This is a genomic window from Streptomyces sp. NPDC007157, assembly GCF_040634235.1.
GTDB lineage: Bacteria > Actinomycetota > Actinomycetes > Streptomycetales > Streptomycetaceae > Streptomyces.
This window is the reverse complement of record NZ_JBEYFE010000018.1, coordinates 124,950-143,092: the sequence shown is the minus strand read 5'-3', so window position 1 is coordinate 143,092 and position 18,143 is coordinate 124,950. Positions and strand designations below refer to the sequence as shown.

The following is an 18,143-nucleotide window of genomic DNA, read 5'->3' as shown; positions in this document are numbered from 1 at the left end:
GGAACCGGGTGGGGGCCCGGATCCGGTGACGTGTGCTCGGGATCGTCAGCGCGCCCGGAACACTCCCGTGGGGGGATGCGTGCGCGTGAAAAATTGGCGAGAAGAAACCCAACCTGAATTGCCCCAGGTGGCCCTGGATGCCCGGGATGTGCCACTGGCGGGAGGAGACGCACCGGAGGAGGCCGCCCGGCGAGCCGACGGCTCCGGGACGAGCGGCACGAGCGGCACGCCCGGGACGAGCGGGACGCCTGGGGCGTCCGGGACGACCGAGGCGACCGGGATCACCGAGGTGCTGCGGGTCGGTGCGCTGCGGGATCCATGGGGCGTGGTCCCGTGGGGCGTGGTCCCCGGCGGCGCGGCCCGCGCGGTCCCGGCCGGCGCGGAGGACCCGTTCGCCGCCGAGGACCCGTTCTCCGTAGAGGACCCGGACTCCGTCGGGGGCCCGGACTCCGTCGGCCCGGGCCGGGTGCCCGCCCCGGTCGACGTCGGCGCGGTGCGCATACGGCCGACCGGTGCGGCGGAGGTCTCCGACGCACCGGTCTTCGTCGACGAGTCGGGGCGCCGCAGCCGCCGGTTCCGCAGGATCGGGATGGCCGTCGGCCTCGCCTGTGCGGTCTACGCGGTCGTCATCGTCGTAACCCTGCTGTCCGGAAGTTCCGACGCGCCCTGGCTGCCGGTGCCCGGGCAGAACCACGACCGGCCGGCCGGCAAGGTCGACGACTCGCCGCAGCCCGCCCCGGGCGCCCCCTCCTCGGGGGACGGCGCCCCGGTGGCCGGTCCGGCCGTGAGCGGCGGCGGCACGACCCCGTCGGCCCACACCTCCTCCCAGGCACCCGGGGCCAAGAAGAAGGCCGCCGGCCGGCCGAGCGCGTCGACGTCCACGCGGCCGACGTCGTCCGCCGGGACGGCGGGCTCCTCGCCGAAGCCCGGGTCGTCGTCGGTGCCGCCCTCGCCGTCCGCCTCGGCACCCACGTCGGACACCCCGACCCCGCCCGCATCGTCCGCTCCGCCCTCGCCCAGCGATTCGGCCGCGCCGACCGGCGGCCCGGTCGCGGAGGGCGCGGCCCCCCGGTCCGGGACCGGCACCTCTCCCGCCCCCGTCCTGTGATGGCGCCCCGCACCCGCAGCCGGACCGGCGCCCGTACCCGCAGCGGTACCCGGACCGGCGCCCCTGCCCGTCGTCACGGGACCGCCCCCGCACCACCCGCCGAGGGCTCCCGGCGCCGCCGCCTGTCCATGCGCCTGACGCTGCCCGTGCTGGTGCTCGGCGCCGTGATGGCGATGCTGATGCTGCGCGGCTACGTCCACAGCGAGATCCTCGCCGACCACCGCGTCCGCCCCGAGGCATCCTCCGACACGGTCCCGGAGAAGATCCTGGACGGCGGCCCGGTCATCGACACCCGGGGCGGCCGTACGACGTCACTGCGCATCCCCGACCACCACCTGGTCCTCACCTTCGACGACGGCCCCGACCCGACCTGGACCCCGAAGGTCCTGGACGTCCTGAAGAAGCACCACGCGCACGCCGTCTTCTTCGTCACCGGCACCATGACCTCCCGCTATCCGCAGCTGGTCCGGCGCATGGTGGCCGAGGGCCACGAGGTCGGCGTGCACACCTTCAGCCACCCCGACCTGTCGTACCAGTCGAAGAAGCGCATCGACTGGGAGCTGTCCCAGACCCAGCTGGCGATCACCGGCGCGGCCGGCATCCGGACGTCCCTGTTCCGGCCGCCGTACTCCTCCTTCGCCGACGCCATGGACAACCGTTCCTGGCCGGTGACCCGGTACATCGGCAGCCGCGGCTACATCACAGTCGTCAACAACACGGACAGCGAGGACTGGCGCAAGCCGGGCGTCGCCGCCATCGTCCGCGACGCGACCCCGCACGACGGCAAGGGCGCGATCGTCCTCATGCACGACTCGGGCGGCGACCGCCACCAGACGGTCCAGGCCCTGGACCGCTTCATTCCGCTGCTCCAGCACCGCGGCTACACCTTCGGCAACCTCACCGAGGCCCTGAACGCGCCGAGCGCCCACACTCCGGTCACCGGCCCCGACCTCTGGCAGGGCAGGGCGTGGATCTCCCTGGTCCAGGCGGCGGACGGCGTCACGAACGTGCTGGTGGCCGGGCTGGCGGTGGTCGGCGTGGCGGTGCTGGCCCGGTTCGCCCTGATGCTCTGGCTCTCCTTCGTGCACGCCCGCCGGGTCCGCCGCAGGGGCTTCGGCTGGGGCCGGCCGGTGACCGAGCCGGTCTCCGTCCTGGTCCCCGCTTACAACGAGGCCAAGTGCATCGAGAACACGGTCCGTTCACTGACCGCGAGCGAGCACCCGATCGAGATCCTCGTCGTCGACGACGGTTCGACGGACGGCACGGCGGGGATCGTCGAGGACCTGGACCTGCCCGACGTCCGGGTGATCCGCCAGGTGAACGCGGGCAAGCCCGCCGCCCTCAACAGGGGCCTGGCCAACGCCCGTCACGACATCGTCGTGATGATGGACGGCGACACGGTCTTCGAACCGGCCACGGTACGGGAGCTGGTCCAGCCCTTCGGCGATCCCCGGGTCGGCGCCGTCGCCGGCAACGCGAAGGTCGGCAACCGGGACTCACTGATCGGCGCCTGGCAGCACATCGAGTACGTGATGGGCTTCAACCTGGACCGCCGCATGTACGACGTACTGCGCTGCATGCCGACGATCCCGGGCGCGGTGGGCGCGTTCCGCCGTACCGCGCTGGAACGGGTCGGCGGCATGAGCGACGACACCCTCGCCGAGGACACCGACATCACGATGGCCATCCACCGGGACGGCTGGCGGGTGGTGTACGCGGAGCGGGCACGGGCCTGGACGGAGGCCCCCGAGTCCGTCTCCCAGCTCTGGTCCCAGCGCTACCGCTGGTCGTACGGCACCATGCAGGCGATCTGGAAACACCGCGGGGCGCTGCTCGACCGGGGCCCGTCGGGCCGCTTCGGCAGAGTGGGCCTCCCCCTGGTCTCGCTCTTCATGGTGGTGGCCCCCCTCCTGGCCCCCCTGATCGACGCGTTCCTCCTCTACGGCATCGTCTTCGGCCCGACGCAGCGGACGATCGGCGCCTGGCTGGGCGTACTGGCCGTGCAGGCGGTCTGCGCGGCCTACGCCTTCCGCCTGGACCGCGAACGCATGACCCATCTCATCTCGCTCCCTCTCCAGCAGATCCTCTACCGCCAACTGATGTACGTCGTACTGCTCCAGTCCTGGATCACGGCCCTCACCGGCGGCCGGCTGCGCTGGCAGAAGCTGCGGCGCACGGGGGCGGTGGAGGCACCGGGCGGCGGAGCCGGCGGCCGGGCGAAGGGGAGGCAGGCGGCATGACACAGGCCGAGACGGCCCCGGTCGGAACGGGGAAGCGGTCCGGAACCGGCGGCCGGGACCGCTACCTGGACCTGCTCCGCTCCCTGGCCCTGTTCCGCGTGGTGGTCTACCACCTTTTCGGCTGGCCCTGGCTGACCATCCTCTTCCCCTCCATGGGCGTGATGTTCGCGCTGGCCGGCTCGCTGATGGCGCGCAGCCTGGACCGCCCGGCGGCGAACGTGATCCGGGGCAGGCTCCGCCGCCTGCTGCCCCCGCTCTGGCTGTTCAGCGCGGTCCTGCTGACCATGATGCTGACGGCCGGCTGGCACCCGCTGAACGACCCTGACGTGGGGAGCGGTTGGGCCGGCTGGGGCAGACTGATCGACTACTTCCTGCCGATCGGCGCCCCGCCCTACCCCGAGCACCTCGGCTCGGCCTCGGGCCTGCTGGACGACACGTGGGCGGAACAGGCGGCGGGCCCGCTGTGGTACCTGCGCGCCTACCTCTGGTTCGTGCTCCTGTCCCCGATCCTCCTGTGGGCGTTCCGCAGGGCGCCGCTGCCGACGGTGCTGGCGCCGCTGGCGCTGACGGCGGTGGTGGGCACGGGAGTGGTGTCCGTCCCCGGCGAGACGGGCGACGCGGTGACCGACTTCGCGGTGTACGGCGGCTGCTGGATCCTGGGCTTCGCCCACCACGAGGGCGCCCTGGCGCGGGTCCCGCGATACGCGGCGGTCTCGCTGTCCTGCCTGGTGATGGCGGTGGGCCTGTGGTGGGCGTCGGGCCACCCGGGCCCCGAGGGCTGGGACCTGAACGACATTCCCCTGGCACAGGCGTGCTGGTCGTTCGGGGCCGTGGTGCTGCTGTTGCAGTACTCCCCGTCCTGGCGGGAGCTGCCGGGCCGCCTGCGCCACTGGGACAGACCGATCACCCTCGCCAACAACCGGGCGGTGACCATCTACCTCTGGCACAACATGCTGATCATGGCAACGTTCCCGATCATCGACGAGGCCTACAACCTGCCGTTCATGGCCTCCGACCGGGCGGCGTCCCTGCTGGACTCGACGTACGGCTTCTGGACGTTCGTGGTGGTCTGGCCACTGATCGCGGCGGCGGTGCTGGCCTTCGGGTGGGTGGAGGACATCGCGGCGGGACGCCGGGCGCGGGTGTGGCCGGACGGGGGACGGCGGGGAAGACCTCGCCGTCGACCGTGAAGGACCCCCCTGACTCTGTGCAGGGGCCCGAGGCCCCGCCCGGCCCGTGATCAGTGCAGAGCTTCCGGGCGGACCGGCCTGGTGAGCCTTTCGACGGCTTCGTCGGGCGTGGCGGCCCACAGCGAGACCGTATCCATGCCCATGTAGACCGCGCCGTCCTCCGCCATGGCCAGGTACCGGTTCCCGCGGTCGACCATGCCGAGCGGGTAGAGATCGGTTCCGGCCTGTTCACCGAGGTCGTCGAGGATCTCGGCGTCCCACATCGCCAGGAGCGGGTCCAGCCGGAAGTCCGTCCACGGCATGGTGTTCAGGGGGGAGCGGTAGGGAATCCCGACCTGACCGAACTCCGCGAGGAACCGGCGCGCGGCATCGTGGATCTCGTACTCACCGGTCTCCAGCAGGATGCTCTCCCAGGTCGTCACGGGGACCGACCGTCCCGGGAACCAGCCACCCGCCCGCAGCACCCGATCCGTCAGGGCGGGCCAGCGCCGCTCAGCCGCGCGGTCATCGGGCGAAACGGCGTCCAACCGTGCCCAGAACGCCGCGCCGCCACCCGGGGACACGTCGGCGGTCCGGGGGACGGTCCGGGCACCCTGCGTCGTGACCAGCCGGTCCAGAGCCTGGTCCACGGTCGCGCCGAGCAGTTCCAGGTGGTTCCCGGCAGCGATGTAGAGCTGCCCGTCCTCGGCGATACCCAGGCGGCTGCTCCCTTCGTCCGCGCTGCCCACGGGGTACAGAGGAGTCCCGGCCTGCCGGCTCATCCAGGCGTACCTCTCGTTCTCCCACTCGGCCTGGAGGGGGTCGAACCGGATGGCCGACCGGGTTGTGACCGAGTCGGTCGGCCATCCGTACGTCACCAGCCCGCCGAAGGCGCGGAGGAAGCGTCGGGCGGCCTCGTGGGGCACGAAGGAGCCGCGCTCCCGCAGGATCCACTCCCAGGTGTCCGTCGGCACCGCACGATCCGGCCGCCAGCCCGCCCGGCGAAGCACACCGTCGGTCTCAGGGGACCAGGTCAGGTCGTTCTCCACTCACACCACCGCTCTCACACCCAGTTGATCCAGAACATGCTGAGAGGACGCGCAGGGCGGCTTCGGAGTGTTGTGCATGGGGTTGCCCGGCGCGCGAACGTTCACGGCCGCGCTCACCCCGCCGCGGGGATCCACCCCCGCCTTCATGGCGTCCGACAGCGCCTCGGCCTCGCCGCACTTCGAGTGCGCTCCGCCGACGCTGTCCTTGATGGCCTGCGGGACCCGATCGTATGCGGCCTGTACGTCGGGATGGAGATTGTGGCTGCCGCCGCCCTTGAGGCTCGCACCGTGGAACACCTGGTCGTGCCCCGGCACCGACAGCCCGGCCGTGCTCGTCGGCCTGGTCTTCTTGCTGGCTCCCGGACGCTGCTGCTCCTGGTCGGCGCGCCGCCGGGCGGCGTCCCGCGCCGCGTCCTCGCACGAGGGCGCCAGTCCGAAGGGGTCCACGGCCGTGAAGGGATCGGCCACGTAGGCACGCGGGTTCGGCCCGGGCGCCAGCCCCAACGGGTCGACGGAGGCGTACTGGCCGGTTTCGGGGTCGTAGTGGCGGTGGTAGTTGTAGTCGAGCGCCGATTCGGGATCGTGGTACTGGCCCGGGAAGCGCAGCGGACAGTCCGCGCCGCCGGTCCCCCGGTCGTCGAGCGGGACGCCCCATACTGTGGCCCGCGCCCGCCAGGCCAACTCCCCTGCTTCGTCGAACAGTTCGGTGGGGGTGCCGACCACGTCGGTGACGATGGAGTAGAAGCGGTCGTCCACCCACTCCTGGGATCGTTCCCCGGCCCGCACCCTGTCCACCTGGGTGACCGGGCTGAAACGGTCCCGCTCCCAGTCCCACACCGTGCATACGGGCGCGTCGTCACCCGTTCTGGCGACCTGCTCCGCCGGAACGAATCCGTCCCAGGCGAAGGTCAGGAAGTGGCCCTCGGTGATCAGCTCCGACTCGTGCGCGCGGGCGAAGGCCAGGATCGCACCTGCCAGCGCATCGTCGCGCCGACGCAAGTCGTCCGGACCGTCGGGCCGCATGCCACTCGATCAGTTGCCTCCCGTGTGCGCCTTGAGGAAGGGCGGTCAGGTCCCGAGCGTCCAGTAGGGTGAGGCCGTCGGAGGCGCGGGGCGGACGCGCAGGGCGGACATGTCGAAGTCCTCGTCGTCGTCCTCGTCACCGGTCGGCAGGCGTCCGGACTCGTTCGGGTAGTAGTACAGGCCGTACGACCAGTACTCCGGGAACTCGTGGCACATGAGATCGGGGTACGCAGAGATCTCCGAGTCGTGATACCGCTCGTTGATCCTGGCCACCGCTTCCGCCCGAGAAATACCGAACCGCGAGATCATCTCGTTCGCGATGTCGCGGAAGTACTCGACCATTCCCTCGTCGAGATCCATCAAGAATTCCGTTGTCATGGTGTCGGAGGTCCTGCGCGTCGGAAAACGGAGCCAGTGAAGAGCTCGGCGGCCCTGTCACCGAAGATTGCGATCTGGTGCCCGTTCAGCACGGGGGGCTTCCCTTCCCTCAGGAATCCCTTGAGGTTACGCAGCATCGGCCCCTCAACCAGCTCGTAGTTGTGCATGGCGCCACCGTTGCGGTTATGCCGGATGAACTCGGCCACGTCGTCCCCCGGCCCGCTGAAGATCTTGCTCCGCAACCCCTCCAGCTGGGCCTTGGGCCCCTTGAAGTGGATGACGGCCGGCACCCCGCCCCTGTCGTTCGCCAGCTTCTTCGCCCAGTCCAGGGCCTGCCGGGCATCGTTCGTGACGTAGAAGCCGCCCCTCCCGAAGTCCATCTTGCGGGCCGAGGCCGTCATGTCGATCCCGTTCGCCATGATGCTGTCCGCGTGCTGGCCGAGCGTCCCATGGTAGAGATCGACGAGACACGGAGCCTTGAGCCCCAGCGGGTCCTTCCACTGGAGCGGGTTCTTCACATAGGCGTGAGGGTTTGGGGCCGGGGTCCGCCCCAGCGGGTCAGGGCTGAGGTAACGGGCGGTGCCGGGCTCGTAGTAGCGGTGGTGGTTGTAGTGGAGCCCCGTCTCCGCGTCGACGTACTGCCCGGGAAAGCGCAGCGGGCAGTCGACCTGCGGGGCTGCCGTCGAGACGACGGGGACCCCCCAGAGCGTGGACGACTGCGTCCATACGACACCGCCCTCGGTGTCCACCATTTCCGTCGGGGTGCCCAGAAGTCCCGGGTGGCGGCCCGCACCTTCGCCTCGTCCGGCTTGTCCGCGCTGGACTTGCTGACGGTGGGGTCGTCCTTGTACTTGTCGGCTTCCTTGCCGGCGCGGGTCACCCACGAATCGGCGGACGACAGCCGGGACTTGGCGGAGCTGAGGTCGGACTGGGCTTCCTTTGCCTTGGCGAGGGCCTTGTCGGCCAGGGCCTGGGCGCGCTCCAGCTTCGGCCAGTAGTCCGCGAGGGCGTCGCCGCACATCTCGTACGACTTCTTCAGCTTCTTCAGGTTCTTCGGAACGTCCTTGAACTGCTCCTTGAACACCTCCGCCGACTTGCCCGCCCACTGCAGGAGGGTGTCCTCGCCGGCCATGCCCTTGACCAGACGCAGCGCGTCGGAGACGTCGTCGGCAAAGGCGTGCAGCTGTGCGGCGAGAGTACGGACACGCTGCGGATCGCCCGGGGTCGGGTCCTTGTCGAGGTCGAGTGGATGCCAGTCCGCCGGCCGATACCCCGCCATAACCGCGCAACCCCCGTCGCGTACGCCTCATCAACAAAGCTGTGCACACGTGAAGTTACGGGGCCTGCGGGTTTGAGGCGAAGGTCGTTCCGTGATCGGCCGGCGGGAGCCGTCAATGCCTCTAAGGTGCGTGATGCTGTGCCGAGGAAGGGTTTGTCGGGCTTGGGTGTCCTTTGCGTGAGTCAACTGAGAGGCGCCGCGATGTCACGGGACGGCACCAAAGCTGAGGCGGGGGCGCCGGGTTGCCCGACTATGGTGTGCCATGCACGTTTCGTTCATCCCGGTCGCGGCAAATCGCTCTGGTGCGTTCCGGATTGACCCCGATACCGTATTCGCTGCTTCGCAGACCCCAACCGCCCCACCAGGAGCCCACCGTGACCCGCCGTTCCCGCCTGCTCACGACAGCCACCGCCGGTGTGACGGCCGCGATCCTGCTCGCCGGCTGCGGTGGCGGAGGCGACGGCGACAAGTCCGACTCGAACGGCAAGATCACGGGCGCGGACACGGGGGCTTCGGCTTCGGCTTCGCCCAGTGCGTCGGCTTCGGCGGCCGTGTCGGGGCGACCGAAGATCACGTTGCCGTCGGACGTCACGGACAAGTACGAGGACTGGAAGGCGGGCGATGCCGCAAAGGACGCGGTTCTGGCGGACACCGCCGCCCGGATCGATGCGACGAACGACGCCATTCTGCGCGGTGACACCGGCGCGCCCGGCCTGTCCTTCTACTACCGGGACAAGGGTTTGAGTGATGCCGTTGCATGGGTGCAGGCCTATCTGGATGCCAACCTGTCGTTCACGGGTGCTACCCGTTATTACGCGCCCAAGGTGACGATGTCCGGAAAGGCGACCGCATCCGTTGTCTATTGCTCGGACGAGAGTAAGGGCTTCAACAAGAACCGTAAGACCGGAAAGGTCGACAAGAGTTCATCGAACCAGAGCCCTTACGTCCTGTACAACACGCGCCTTGAGAAGAACGACAAGGGTGTGTGGCAGACCAGCAATCTGATTTCCAAGCGGGGGGACAAGGCATGCAGCGCGTAAGGAGATGGGGACGGGGCCTCGCGCTCGTCGGGCTGTCAGCCCTGTGTTTCTCAGGGATCCCGGGAACAGCTCTGGCCTATGGGCCGGGTGAAGGGCAGGGGAATCCGTCCCCGGGTCCCTCTGGGAATTCGGATGGCAAGGGCAACATTTCCGCGACCGCCGGTGCCGTCGTCTACGACCTCTCGAAGAACGGTTCCGGGCCATCGGCCGGTGCGGTGACGTCGGCCACGACGTGGACCCCGCCGGCCTGTTACTACGCGCCCAAGTACTCGCCTGATGCGCTCGAGGCCTACCTGACACCGATCTGGGGGGCCGACTCGACGGGCTACGAGTGGGACGCCACGCAGCGCGACCGCTACGTCAACGGGAAGCCGTACAAGGACTTCAACAAGGACAAGGCCGGCAAGGGCTACTGGTGGGACTCGTACGTCACGAAGGGCCGTGAGGGAGACCCCGGCGCGCTCGACTGTACGAAGCCCATTTTCTGGGTGGACACGGGTGACGATCCGCCGGCGGACGTACCGCAGGCGATCACTCCGCAGATCTTGGCTCAACTCGCCTACAACGAGATCCGCGTCCCCAGTACGAAGGTGACCCTGGCCCCGGCGGACAAGACGAAGGTCAACCTTCCCACCTGGGCCTGGCTGGACGGTGCCGAGTTCAAGCCGGTCTCCGTCACCGCGTCGGTTCCCGTGCTGGGCATCAGCGCCACGACCACCGCCACCCCGTACTCCCTCAAGATCGACCCTGGTACGTCGGACGCCGTGACGTACCCAGCCTCGGGCGTCTGCGAGTTCAGGAACGGCAGCATCGGTGAGGCCTACGCCAAGGGGAAGGCCGACGAGACGCCGCCCTGTGGAGTGAAGTACCTGCACTCCTCGGGCACGGGCTCGTACCCGCTCAAGGCCACGATCACCTGGAAGATCCACTGGACGGGTACCGGCACGCCAGGCGGAAACCTGCCTGACGGCACCTTCGGGGCCACTCAAGATGTCGTCGTGCAGGAGATCCAGTCCGTCAACAGGTGAGCGATGGACGGCCGGAGCCCTCCGGCCGTAGGGGGCGCCGTGGGTGACAGGACCAGCATCGACGATCTCGACGTGCTCAAGAGCGTTGCCACGGGCATCGAGAAGATCGTCGAGGAGCTGCAGGGGCTCGACGACAAGGACAAGTACGGCTGGAGCCGAGAAGTCGTCGGGCATGAGGAACTCACGGACCGGCTCGACGACTTCGCCGACAACTGGGACTACAAGCGGGGAAAGCTCGAAGGGGAGCTGTCCAAGCTCGCGGGAATCACGAAGGCCGCGGCCCAGGCTTACGAGCAGATAGACACCGACCTCGCCAATGCGGTCCGTAAGCAGGAGAAGCAGCCCTAGCGGCAAGGGGGATGATGTCCCGGACACCGGCTCGGAGTCCAGCTCGACCAGTCGATCGACCTCGCCTCCGGCCAGGTAAGCCAGGTCTCCGCGAAGGCCGAACCGGCCCACGTGGCGTGATCCTCCCGGACCTCGGGGGACAGGTCCGCCGGGAGACCCCGGTCCGCCGCCACCGGGCGCCACGTGCCGTGGAAGTCATTGACAAGCTGATCGCCGGACACCATGCCGTCTCGTTGTGGTTCAGGCCTTCCCGCCAGGTGCGGCATTGGACCCAGACGTAGATGTCCGTTCTCAAGCGCTGATTGTGCCGGGGGATGAAGTTGGCTCAGGCGGAGGGCGTGACCCTGCCCCGAAGCTGTTGCCGGAGCGAGGCGCGTCGCTGGTCGGTCCTGGCGGGGCGATGGGTGGATCTGTGCCATGTGGATGGGAAGGCGACTGCCTATTTCAGCAGGTCAGATCGGTTGTCGGGTTTCCAGTGCGGCACAAGTCCGCCAATTACTGCCCTCGTATCGTCAACGCGCAGCGGGCCGGCGTGCGGCTTCCGTCGCGTACGGGAGGAAGCTGGCCCATGCGCCGTGGGTGACGGTGAGGTGGGGGGCGGGGGTGGTCTTCGAGTCGCGGATGTGGACGGCCGAGGGGGTGGTGGCTATTTCGACGCAGTTCGAGGCGTCGGGGCTGTAAGTGGACTTCTGCCAATGGAGTTCGGACACGGTTTCCTCAGATGGTCTTGGCGATGCGGCGGATCAGGTCGCGGGATTCTGCGGGTTCGAGAGCGTTCTCCTGCATGCGGTCGAGAACGAGTCGGTACTTTTCCAGCTGGGCCTCGGCATCCAGGAAGTCACACCCGTGGTGGGTGTCCAACTGAACGGTGTCGAGCTGAGGCACCGGCCCCATCAGATAGTCGACGGACTGTCCGGTGCCGGGGAAGGAGCCCTTGCCGAACGGGATGACCCGCACGGTCACGTGCTCCAACTCGCTCATTTCCAGCAGGTGCTTGAGCTGAGCGCGCACGACGGTGGGCCCGCCGTACCCCATGTGCAGTGCGCACTCGTGGATCACCGCCGTGTAGGGCGGAGGGTTTTCCCGGTGCAGGATTTCCTGTCGCTTGATCCGGTGGCTGACTCGATGCTCGATCTCGTACTGCCGCAGTGCCGGCACAGCCTCCTTGAAGAGGGCCCGTGCGTGGTCGGTCGTCTGGAGCAGCGCGGGGATGTGGATCACCAGGGCAACGCGCAGTGCTGCCGCGTGGTACTCCAATTCGGCAAGGTCGATGAGGCCGACTGGCAGGTGGTCGCGGTAGCTGTCCCACCAGCCGCGAGTGCGCCCACCTGTCATCGAGGCCAGCGCGTCCACGAGTTGCTCGTCAGTGCAGGCGTAGGCGCGTGTCATGGACCGCAACCGGTCGGCACTGATGGGGGTACGGCCTGTCTCGATCATGCTGACGCGCGCCTGATTGACGCCCAGGAGGTTGCCGGCGCTGGTGGCCGTGAGCCCGGCCCGCTCCCGCAATTTGCGCAGCTCAGCACCCAGCCGTCGCTGCCGGAGCGTGGGGCTGTCGGTGGGCGGCACGCGGTCTCCTCCCGGCCGCGACGCGGCACTGTGCTCCCTCACACGAGTGAAGGATGGATGGTTCCTGCGGATTTAGTTAGATGCATCTAACCATTTGCTCTACGGTGAATGCATGCCGCTCAACTCCCCCGCCCATAAGCCGGAAGCGCACCATCCCTGGCAGAGCCACCGCCCGGCGCGGTCGTTGAGCCCGATCCGCCTCCCCTTCTCTCGCTGGAGGTCACCATGGGAACCGTATCCCTGCCCGACACCTGGGCGTACGCCCTCCGTCTGCCACACGACCCGCGCGCGGCACGCGTCGCACGTATGACCGTACGGGCGGCACTCGGCGGCCATGGCAGGCACGAAATCCTCGACGTGGTCGAGCTGTTGACGTCCGAACTGGTCACCAACGCCTACCGGCACACGAACGGCCCCGCCTCCCTCCGGCTGACCGCCCTGCCCGACGGCCGGTTGCGGGTCGGTGTCTGGGACGGTCATCCGCGCATCCCGGCTCCCTTCGGTGCACCGCCGGGGGACCGTGTCCCGCTCGCCCCGGCGGGCGCCGAAGAGGGGCGCGGGCTGCACCTCGTGCAGGAGTACGCCGACTCGTGGGGCGGCTGGTCCATCGGGGACGGTGGCCCGCTGGACCGTGGCGCAGGAAAGCTGTTGTGGTTCGAGGTGGACAGGTCAAGCTCCGGTCAATCCGCTCGGTAGCGGTCCGCTCGTGGCCTGCCGCATGGAAAACTTTCCCGGTTGCGGAAGTGAAAAGATGACTCAGCCGACGGGGAGTGGATGCTGTGAGTACGCGGCAGGTGCGGAAGATGTTCCGGTTGATGGCCGGCGGCGAGCCCGTCGAGCTCACCAACGCCTGGTCCTCCGTGAAGAAGCTGGCCCGGCTGGCCTTCATCGCCCAGCAGTTCGGGTACGAGTACGCCGACGCCCGCTACACCGGCTCCCGCAACAACGTGCTCAAGATGCTGATCGTCCCTGACCACAGCCCGCAGGGCCGGGCCCGCGCCGCGCAGAACTGGGCGCAGTACCCGAACGCCGCCGACGGGGTCTCCCTGCCGCCGCTCGTTCCCGACGCCGTCGAACTCCTCAAGGCCCGGATCCAGTTCGACCTCACCGGCAAGAACGCCGAGAAGCGGATGCTGTTCGCGGCCGGCGGTATCACTCTCGGGCTGGTGCTGGCCGCGGCGCGGGCCGGCGGGAGCGCCGGAGCCTTCTTCGTCTCCGGTGTCGTGTGGGTCGTCCTCATGGCCGTCATGGGGCTCGGGGTCTTCGTCACGCGCGGGCGCAACGCCAAGTTCGCGCAGCGCCTCCAGGCCGCCGGGTTCATGCCGGTGACGGGGGAGAACGGCCGGGTGCGGTATCTGCCGCCGGGAACGCAGATGCCGATGCCGGGGCAGATGCCGATGCAGCCGACCCCCGTACAGCAGCACGGGCAGCAGCCCCCGTACCAACAGCCCCCGTACCAGCAGCCGTGGCCGCAGCAGGCCGGTCCCTACGGCCCGTACGGCGCCCAGCCCACTCCTCCCGCCGCCGGTTACGGTCAGCAGCCGCCCGCACCCCACACCCCCGGCCCCTACGCGCCGCCCCAGCAGCAGCCCCAAACCCCCGGTCCCTACGGGCCCTACACCCCGCCGCAGCAGCCTCCCTACCCCTCGCGCTGAGACACCGCCCCCGCCCCGACCTCTCACCCGCCCTCCCACCAGGGTGAGAGCAACGTTCCCTTCCGGTCACCCGTGGCCACAGCGTGGAAACGCCGTCTCCCTACCTTCGAGCTCAGTCACTCATCCGGAGTCGGAAAGACCGAGCACGCGGAGCACCGTGGAGGCGTCATGACAGCCCCAGCCCCTACCTCGCGCAGTCGCTGGATCCAGGAATGGGATCCGGAGGACGAGGCGTTCTGGAACGCGACCGGTGAGAAGGTGGCACGGCGGAACCTGATCTTCTCGGTCCTGTCCGAGCACATCGGGTTCTCGATCTGGACCATGTGGTCCGTGCTGGTGCTGTTCATGGGCCCCGAGTACGGTCTGACCCCGGCCGACAAGTTCCTGCTGACCTCCATGGTCACCCTGGTCGGCGCCGTCGTCCGGGTGCCGTACACCTTCGCCGTCGCGCTCTTCGGCGGCCGGAACTGGACGATCGTCTCCGCCGCGCTGCTGCTCGTCCCGACCGTCGCCGCCTTCGTGGTGATGAAGCCGGGGACGTCCTTCACCACCTTCCTCCTCGTCGGCCTGCTGGCCGGCATCGGCGGCGGCAACTTCGCCTCCTCCATGACCAACATCAACGCCTTCTTCCCGTTGAAGAAGAAGGGGTGGGCGCTCGGGCTCAACGCGGGCGGCGGCAACATCGGTGTGCCCGTCATCCAGCTGGTCGCGCTCGCGATCATCGGGGCGAGCGGCGGGCCGCGCGTGCTGCTCGGCATCTACATCCCGCTGATCCTGCTGGCCGCCGTCCTCGCCGCGGTCTTCATGGACAACCTCGCCACCGTGAAGAACGACACCGGCGCCGCGATCGACGCCGCGAAGGACGCCCACACCTGGATCATGTCCTTCCTCTACGTCGGGACGTTCGGGTCGTTCATCGGGTACGCGTTCGCCTTCGGCCAGGTGCTCCAGGTCCAGTTCGGCCGTACGCCGCTCCAGGCCGCCTACCTCACCTTCATCGGTCCGCTGCTCGGCTCCCTCGTCCGGCCCGTCGGCGGATGGCTCGCCGACAGGTACGGCGGGGCGCGGATCACGCTCTGGAACTACGTCGGTATGGCCGCCGCCACCGCCCTCCTGGTCGTCGCCGGCATGCAGAAGGCGCTGCCGCTGTTCGTCGTGTTCTTCGTCGTGCTGTTCGCGCTCAGCGGCCTCGGCAACGGGTCGACGTACAAGATGATCCCCGGCATCTTCCAGGCCAAGGCCCTCGCCAAGGGGCTCACCGGCGAGGAGGCCGTGGCCTACGGGCGGCGGCTGTCCGGCGCCTCCATGGGCCTCATCGGCGCGGTCGGCGCACTCGGCGGCGTCGGCATCAACCTCGCCTTCCGGCAGTCCTTCCTCTCCTACGGCTCGGGCACCGGCGCCTTCGTCGCCTTCCTGGTCTTCTACGGCCTCTGCTTCGCCGTCACCTGGGCCGTATACCTTCGCCGTCCCGCCGCACAGGGGCATCCCGCAGCCGCCACCGGGACAAGGGCGCAGCTCAGCCACGCCGAGGTGTGACGTAACACGGGTGACATGGAGCCGAACCGAGCCTGTCACGCGCCGTTGACAGGCTCGTTCGGCATGCGGGCCAGCTAGGGGAGCAGTCATGGACGAGGAACAGCGGCGGCCGGATCCCGGCCGGCCCGGCCCTCTCGCGGGGTTCACCGTGGGGGTCACGGCCGCGCGCCGGGCCGACGAGCTCGGGGCGCTGCTCCAGCGGCGCGGCGCCGCCGTGCTGCACGCGCCAGCCCTGCGTATCGTGCCGCTCGCCGACGACGGGGAACTCCTCGCCGCCACGAAGGAGATCATCGACCAGGCGCCGGACGTGGCCGTGGCGACCACCGCGATCGGGTTCCGGGGGTGGATCGAGGCCGCCGACGGCTGGGGCTTCGGCGAGCAACTGCTGGACCGGCTGCGCCATGTCGAGCTGCTGGCCCGCGGCCCCAAGGTCAAGGGCGCGGTGCGGGCCGCCGGGCTCACCGAGCGGTGGTCGCCGTCCTCCGAGTCCATGGCCGAAGTGCTCGACCGGCTCCTGGAGGAGGGCGTCGAGGGCCGCCGGATCGCCGTACAGCTGCACGGGGAGCCGCTGCCGGGGTTCGTGGAGTCGTTGCGGGCGGCGGGGGCGGAGGTGGTGCCGGTGCCGGTGTACCGGTGGATGCCGCCGGAGGACCTCGGGCCGGTCGACCGGCTGCTGGACGCCGTCGTCTCCCGCTCGGTCGACGCGGTCACCTTCACCAGCGCGCCCGCCGCGGCCTCCCTGCTCTCCCGCGCCGGGAAACGGGGGCTCCAGGCGGACCTGCTCGCCGCCCTCCACCACGACGTCGTCCCGGCCTGCGTCGGCCCGGTCACCGCACTCCCGCTCCAGGCCCTCGGCGTCGACACCATCCAGCCGGAACGGTTCCGGCTCGGCCCCCTCGTACAGCTGCTCTGCCAGGAACTCCCCTCGCGGGCACGGGCGTTGCCGATCGCCGGCCACCGGGTGGAGATCCGGGGGCACGCGGTGCTCGTCGACGGCGCGCTGAAGCCGGTACCGCCGGCCGGCATGTCCCTGCTGCGGGCGCTGTCGCGACGGCCGGGCTGGGTGGTGGCCCGCGCCGAACTCCTGCGGGCCCTGCCGGGCGCGGGCCGCGACGAGCACGCGGTGGAGACGGCGATGGCCCGCCTGCGTACGGCCCTGGGCGCGCCGAAGCTGATCCAGACGGTGGTCAAGCGGGGCTACCGGCTCGCCCTGGACCCGGCGGCGGACGCCAAGTACGCGGACGCGTGAGCCGCCGCCGGACCCCGCCACGGTCCCGCACCCGGCCCGCCCGCCTCGGACCGCCGCACCACCCCACCACCGGACCACCCCACCACCCCACCTTCGCCTGGGCCGGACTTCGCCACGGCGGATGGGCGGTCCGGCTGACCGTCGTACGACGTTCTGGGGACCGTCTCCCAGCAACCGGCCGTAACCGGCGGCTCCCGGGCCGCCACTCGGGTCCGTTCCTCCCCGCCCGCGCCGGGTCGTCCCGCGCGGACGTGTACGCGCGACCGTGTGTGCCCCGGTCCGCGGGCGTGCGCTCTGCCGGATCCGGCCGGGCGGGCGGCACGCTGACGCCGGACGAAGGCACACGGGGGGAACGGGACATGACACGCTGGCAGCCGTTGCCGGCCACACTGCCGGGAGAGGCCCGGCACCTGGTCGAGCTACTGCGCGTCCTGAAGGGCCGTACCGGGCTCAGTCTGGCCGGTCTGGCCCGGCGCACCGCGTACAGCAAGTCGTCGTGGCAGCGCTATCTGAGCGGGGACAGACTGCCGCCGAGGAGTGCGGCCCAGGTGCTGTGCCGGCTGGGCGGCGGGGACCAGACGCGGCTGCTGGCACTGTGGGAGCTGGCCGAACAGGCCTGGCCGCAGGGCGCGTCGGAGCCACCGGAGGAACCGCTGCCGATACCCAGGCCGATACCGGAGCCGCTTCCCGTACCGGAGCCGCTCCCTGTACCGGGACCGGAAACGCGGCGGTGGCGGACGGCCGCCCTCGCCGCGTTCGGTGTCATCGTGCTGCTGACCGCGGGGCTGCTGTGGGCGCTGCCCCGCGGGGTGCTCAGCCGAGCTTGTCGTAGTACGCGATCTTGTAGGAGCCGGTGCCCTTGATCCGGACCCGGTACTTGCCGCTGATCCGCTTGAGCGAGGCGTTGTGTGCGGTGCCGTGGTAGGTGACGGTCTGGAACGAGGTCGGGCCGGTGAGCCGCTGCTGGGCGAACGTCCACGTCTGGTCGGTGACGACGCCGTCGTTGTCCGAGAGGCCGAAGTGCTCCTGCCACCACTGGGTGGCCGACTCGGTCTCGGGGCCGAACGAGCCGTCGATCTGGTTCCTGGTGAAGGGGTGCCAGTCGCCGTCGTCGTCCTGCCACTGGGCGCCGTCCGCCCACAGCACGGTCTCCCACAGGGCCGTCGCGTTGCTCGTGGCGTAGTCGTCGACGCCGAGGTTCTCCTCGTCCTGCCAGTCGTCGGTGACGCCGCCGCCGCCGTCGATGCCGTGGTACGGCGCGGCGGCGCTCGCGGCCGGTGCCAGGGCCAGGCCGCCGGCGCCCAGCAGTACGGCCGTCGCCACCGCGACGACCCGGGTGCGCATGCTCATGAACGTGTCCTTTCTGAACCGCCGTCCCCCGTGGGTCCCCCCGGGGCGGCTCGCTGTGCGTTCGCAGGACAAAGGGTCACGGCCGCGGGTGGCCGCGGCGAGGCCTGCCGGGGTATCCGGAC

At 70.0% G+C, this 18,143-nt stretch carries 18 protein-coding genes and 1 pseudogene; 11 read left to right on the top strand and 8 right to left on the bottom strand.

What is annotated here, in order from left to right; all coding sequences use genetic code 11:
* The first annotated feature begins 127 nt into the window (after positions 1-127).
* From ABZ642_RS29710 to ABZ642_RS29700, 3 genes are all read left to right on the top strand, one after another.
* Entirely contained in the window at positions 128-1,108 is a 981-nt protein-coding gene (locus ABZ642_RS29710) for a hypothetical protein (RefSeq protein ID WP_360489508.1), read from the top strand.
* Between the two features lie 128 nt (positions 1,109-1,236).
* A complete protein-coding gene (locus tag ABZ642_RS29705; RefSeq protein WP_360489561.1) occupies positions 1,237-3,348 on the top strand; it encodes a glycosyltransferase in 2,112 nt (703 codons plus the stop codon).
* The gene (locus tag ABZ642_RS29700; RefSeq protein WP_360489507.1) at positions 3,345-4,538 is read left to right on the top strand and encodes an acyltransferase; all 1,194 of its coding nucleotides are present in this window, start codon (positions 3,345-3,347) and stop codon (positions 4,536-4,538) included. Before ABZ642_RS29705 ends, ABZ642_RS29700 begins: the two co-directional genes overlap by 4 nt.
* 50 nt (positions 4,539-4,588) lie before the next feature.
* On the opposite strand, the gene ABZ642_RS29695 is transcribed toward ABZ642_RS29700, so the two are convergent.
* From ABZ642_RS29695 to ABZ642_RS29675, 5 genes and pseudogenes are all read right to left on the bottom strand, one after another.
* Positions 4,589-5,566: an SUKH-3 domain-containing protein gene (locus ABZ642_RS29695; RefSeq protein WP_360489506.1), complete on the bottom strand. Its 978-nt coding sequence runs from the start codon at positions 5,564-5,566 to the stop codon at positions 4,589-4,591.
* Positions 5,567-6,589: an RHS repeat-associated core domain-containing protein gene (locus ABZ642_RS29690; protein WP_360489505.1), complete on the bottom strand. Its 1,023-nt coding sequence runs from the start codon at positions 6,587-6,589 to the stop codon at positions 5,567-5,569. It abuts the gene before it with no gap.
* Positions 6,590-6,634: 45 nt separating this feature from the next.
* On the bottom strand, positions 6,635-6,967 hold the full coding sequence (locus ABZ642_RS29685) for a hypothetical protein (RefSeq protein WP_360489504.1): 333 nt from the start codon (positions 6,965-6,967) through the stop codon (positions 6,635-6,637).
* The gene (locus ABZ642_RS29680) at positions 6,964-7,455 is read right to left on the bottom strand and encodes a DUF3990 domain-containing protein (protein ID WP_360489560.1); all 492 of its coding nucleotides are present in this window, start codon (positions 7,453-7,455) and stop codon (positions 6,964-6,966) included. Before ABZ642_RS29680 ends, ABZ642_RS29685 begins: the two co-directional genes overlap by 4 nt.
* Positions 7,435-8,246 (bottom strand): annotated as a pseudogene (locus ABZ642_RS29675) (RHS repeat-associated core domain-containing protein); the annotation flags it as partial. The gene ABZ642_RS29680 and the pseudogene ABZ642_RS29675, both read right to left, overlap by 21 nt.
* Positions 8,247-8,620: 374 nt before the next feature.
* On the opposite strand from ABZ642_RS29675, the gene ABZ642_RS29670 reads away from it, so the two are divergent.
* Genes ABZ642_RS29670 through ABZ642_RS29660 form a run of 3 tightly spaced genes read left to right on the top strand, consistent with a single transcriptional unit; the run spans position 8,621 to position 10,662 of the window.
* Positions 8,621-9,286: a hypothetical protein gene (locus ABZ642_RS29670; RefSeq protein WP_360489503.1), complete on the top strand. Its 666-nt coding sequence runs from the start codon at positions 8,621-8,623 to the stop codon at positions 9,284-9,286.
* Entirely contained in the window at positions 9,274-10,314 is a 1,041-nt protein-coding gene (locus ABZ642_RS29665; RefSeq protein ID WP_360489502.1) for a hypothetical protein, read from the top strand. The genes ABZ642_RS29670 and ABZ642_RS29665 overlap by 13 nt, the downstream gene beginning before the upstream one ends.
* Before the next feature lie 39 nt (positions 10,315-10,353).
* On the top strand, positions 10,354-10,662 hold the full coding sequence (locus ABZ642_RS29660; protein ID WP_360489501.1) for a hypothetical protein: 309 nt from the start codon (positions 10,354-10,356) through the stop codon (positions 10,660-10,662).
* Positions 10,663-11,174: 512 nt separating this feature from the next.
* On the opposite strand, the gene ABZ642_RS29655 is transcribed toward ABZ642_RS29660, so the two are convergent.
* Both ABZ642_RS29655 and ABZ642_RS29650 read right to left on the bottom strand, forming a co-directional pair.
* Positions 11,175-11,372 carry a DUF397 domain-containing protein gene (locus tag ABZ642_RS29655; RefSeq protein WP_360489500.1) on the bottom strand — a complete coding sequence of 66 codons (198 nt, stop codon included), beginning with the start codon at positions 11,370-11,372 and terminating at the stop codon, positions 11,175-11,177.
* Between the two features lie 7 nt (positions 11,373-11,379).
* On the bottom strand, positions 11,380-12,231 hold the full coding sequence (locus ABZ642_RS29650) for a helix-turn-helix transcriptional regulator (RefSeq protein WP_360489499.1): 852 nt from the start codon (positions 12,229-12,231) through the stop codon (positions 11,380-11,382).
* 225 nt (positions 12,232-12,456) lie between these two features.
* Between ABZ642_RS29650 and ABZ642_RS29645 the strand changes: the two genes are divergently transcribed.
* The 5 genes from ABZ642_RS29645 (at position 12,457) to ABZ642_RS29625 (ending at position 17,534) form a co-directional block, all read left to right on the top strand.
* Entirely contained in the window at positions 12,457-12,927 is a 471-nt protein-coding gene (locus ABZ642_RS29645; RefSeq protein WP_360489498.1) for an ATP-binding protein, read from the top strand.
* Between the two features lie 83 nt (positions 12,928-13,010).
* Positions 13,011-13,886, top strand: coding sequence for a hypothetical protein (locus ABZ642_RS29640; RefSeq protein WP_360489497.1), 876 nt, complete (start codon positions 13,011-13,013; stop codon positions 13,884-13,886).
* Positions 13,887-14,054: 168 nt separating this feature from the next.
* Positions 14,055-15,422 (top strand): nitrate/nitrite transporter, encoded by a 1,368-nt coding sequence (locus ABZ642_RS29635; protein ID WP_360489496.1) that lies wholly within the window; start codon positions 14,055-14,057, stop codon positions 15,420-15,422.
* An 88-nt stretch (positions 15,423-15,510) separates the two neighbouring features.
* Positions 15,511-16,671 carry a uroporphyrinogen-III synthase gene (locus ABZ642_RS29630; protein WP_360489495.1) on the top strand — a complete coding sequence of 387 codons (1,161 nt, stop codon included), beginning with the start codon at positions 15,511-15,513 and terminating at the stop codon, positions 16,669-16,671.
* Between the two features lie 359 nt (positions 16,672-17,030).
* Positions 17,031-17,534 (top strand): helix-turn-helix transcriptional regulator, encoded by a 504-nt coding sequence (locus tag ABZ642_RS29625; RefSeq protein WP_360489494.1) that lies wholly within the window; start codon positions 17,031-17,033, stop codon positions 17,532-17,534.
* On the opposite strand, the gene ABZ642_RS29620 is transcribed toward ABZ642_RS29625, so the two are convergent.
* A complete protein-coding gene (locus ABZ642_RS29620; RefSeq protein ID WP_360489493.1) occupies positions 17,485-18,021 on the bottom strand; it encodes a peptidoglycan-binding domain-containing protein in 537 nt (178 codons plus the stop codon). The two genes, ABZ642_RS29625 and ABZ642_RS29620, sit on opposite strands and share 50 nt — an antisense overlap.
* Between the last annotated feature and the right edge of the window lie 122 nt (positions 18,022-18,143).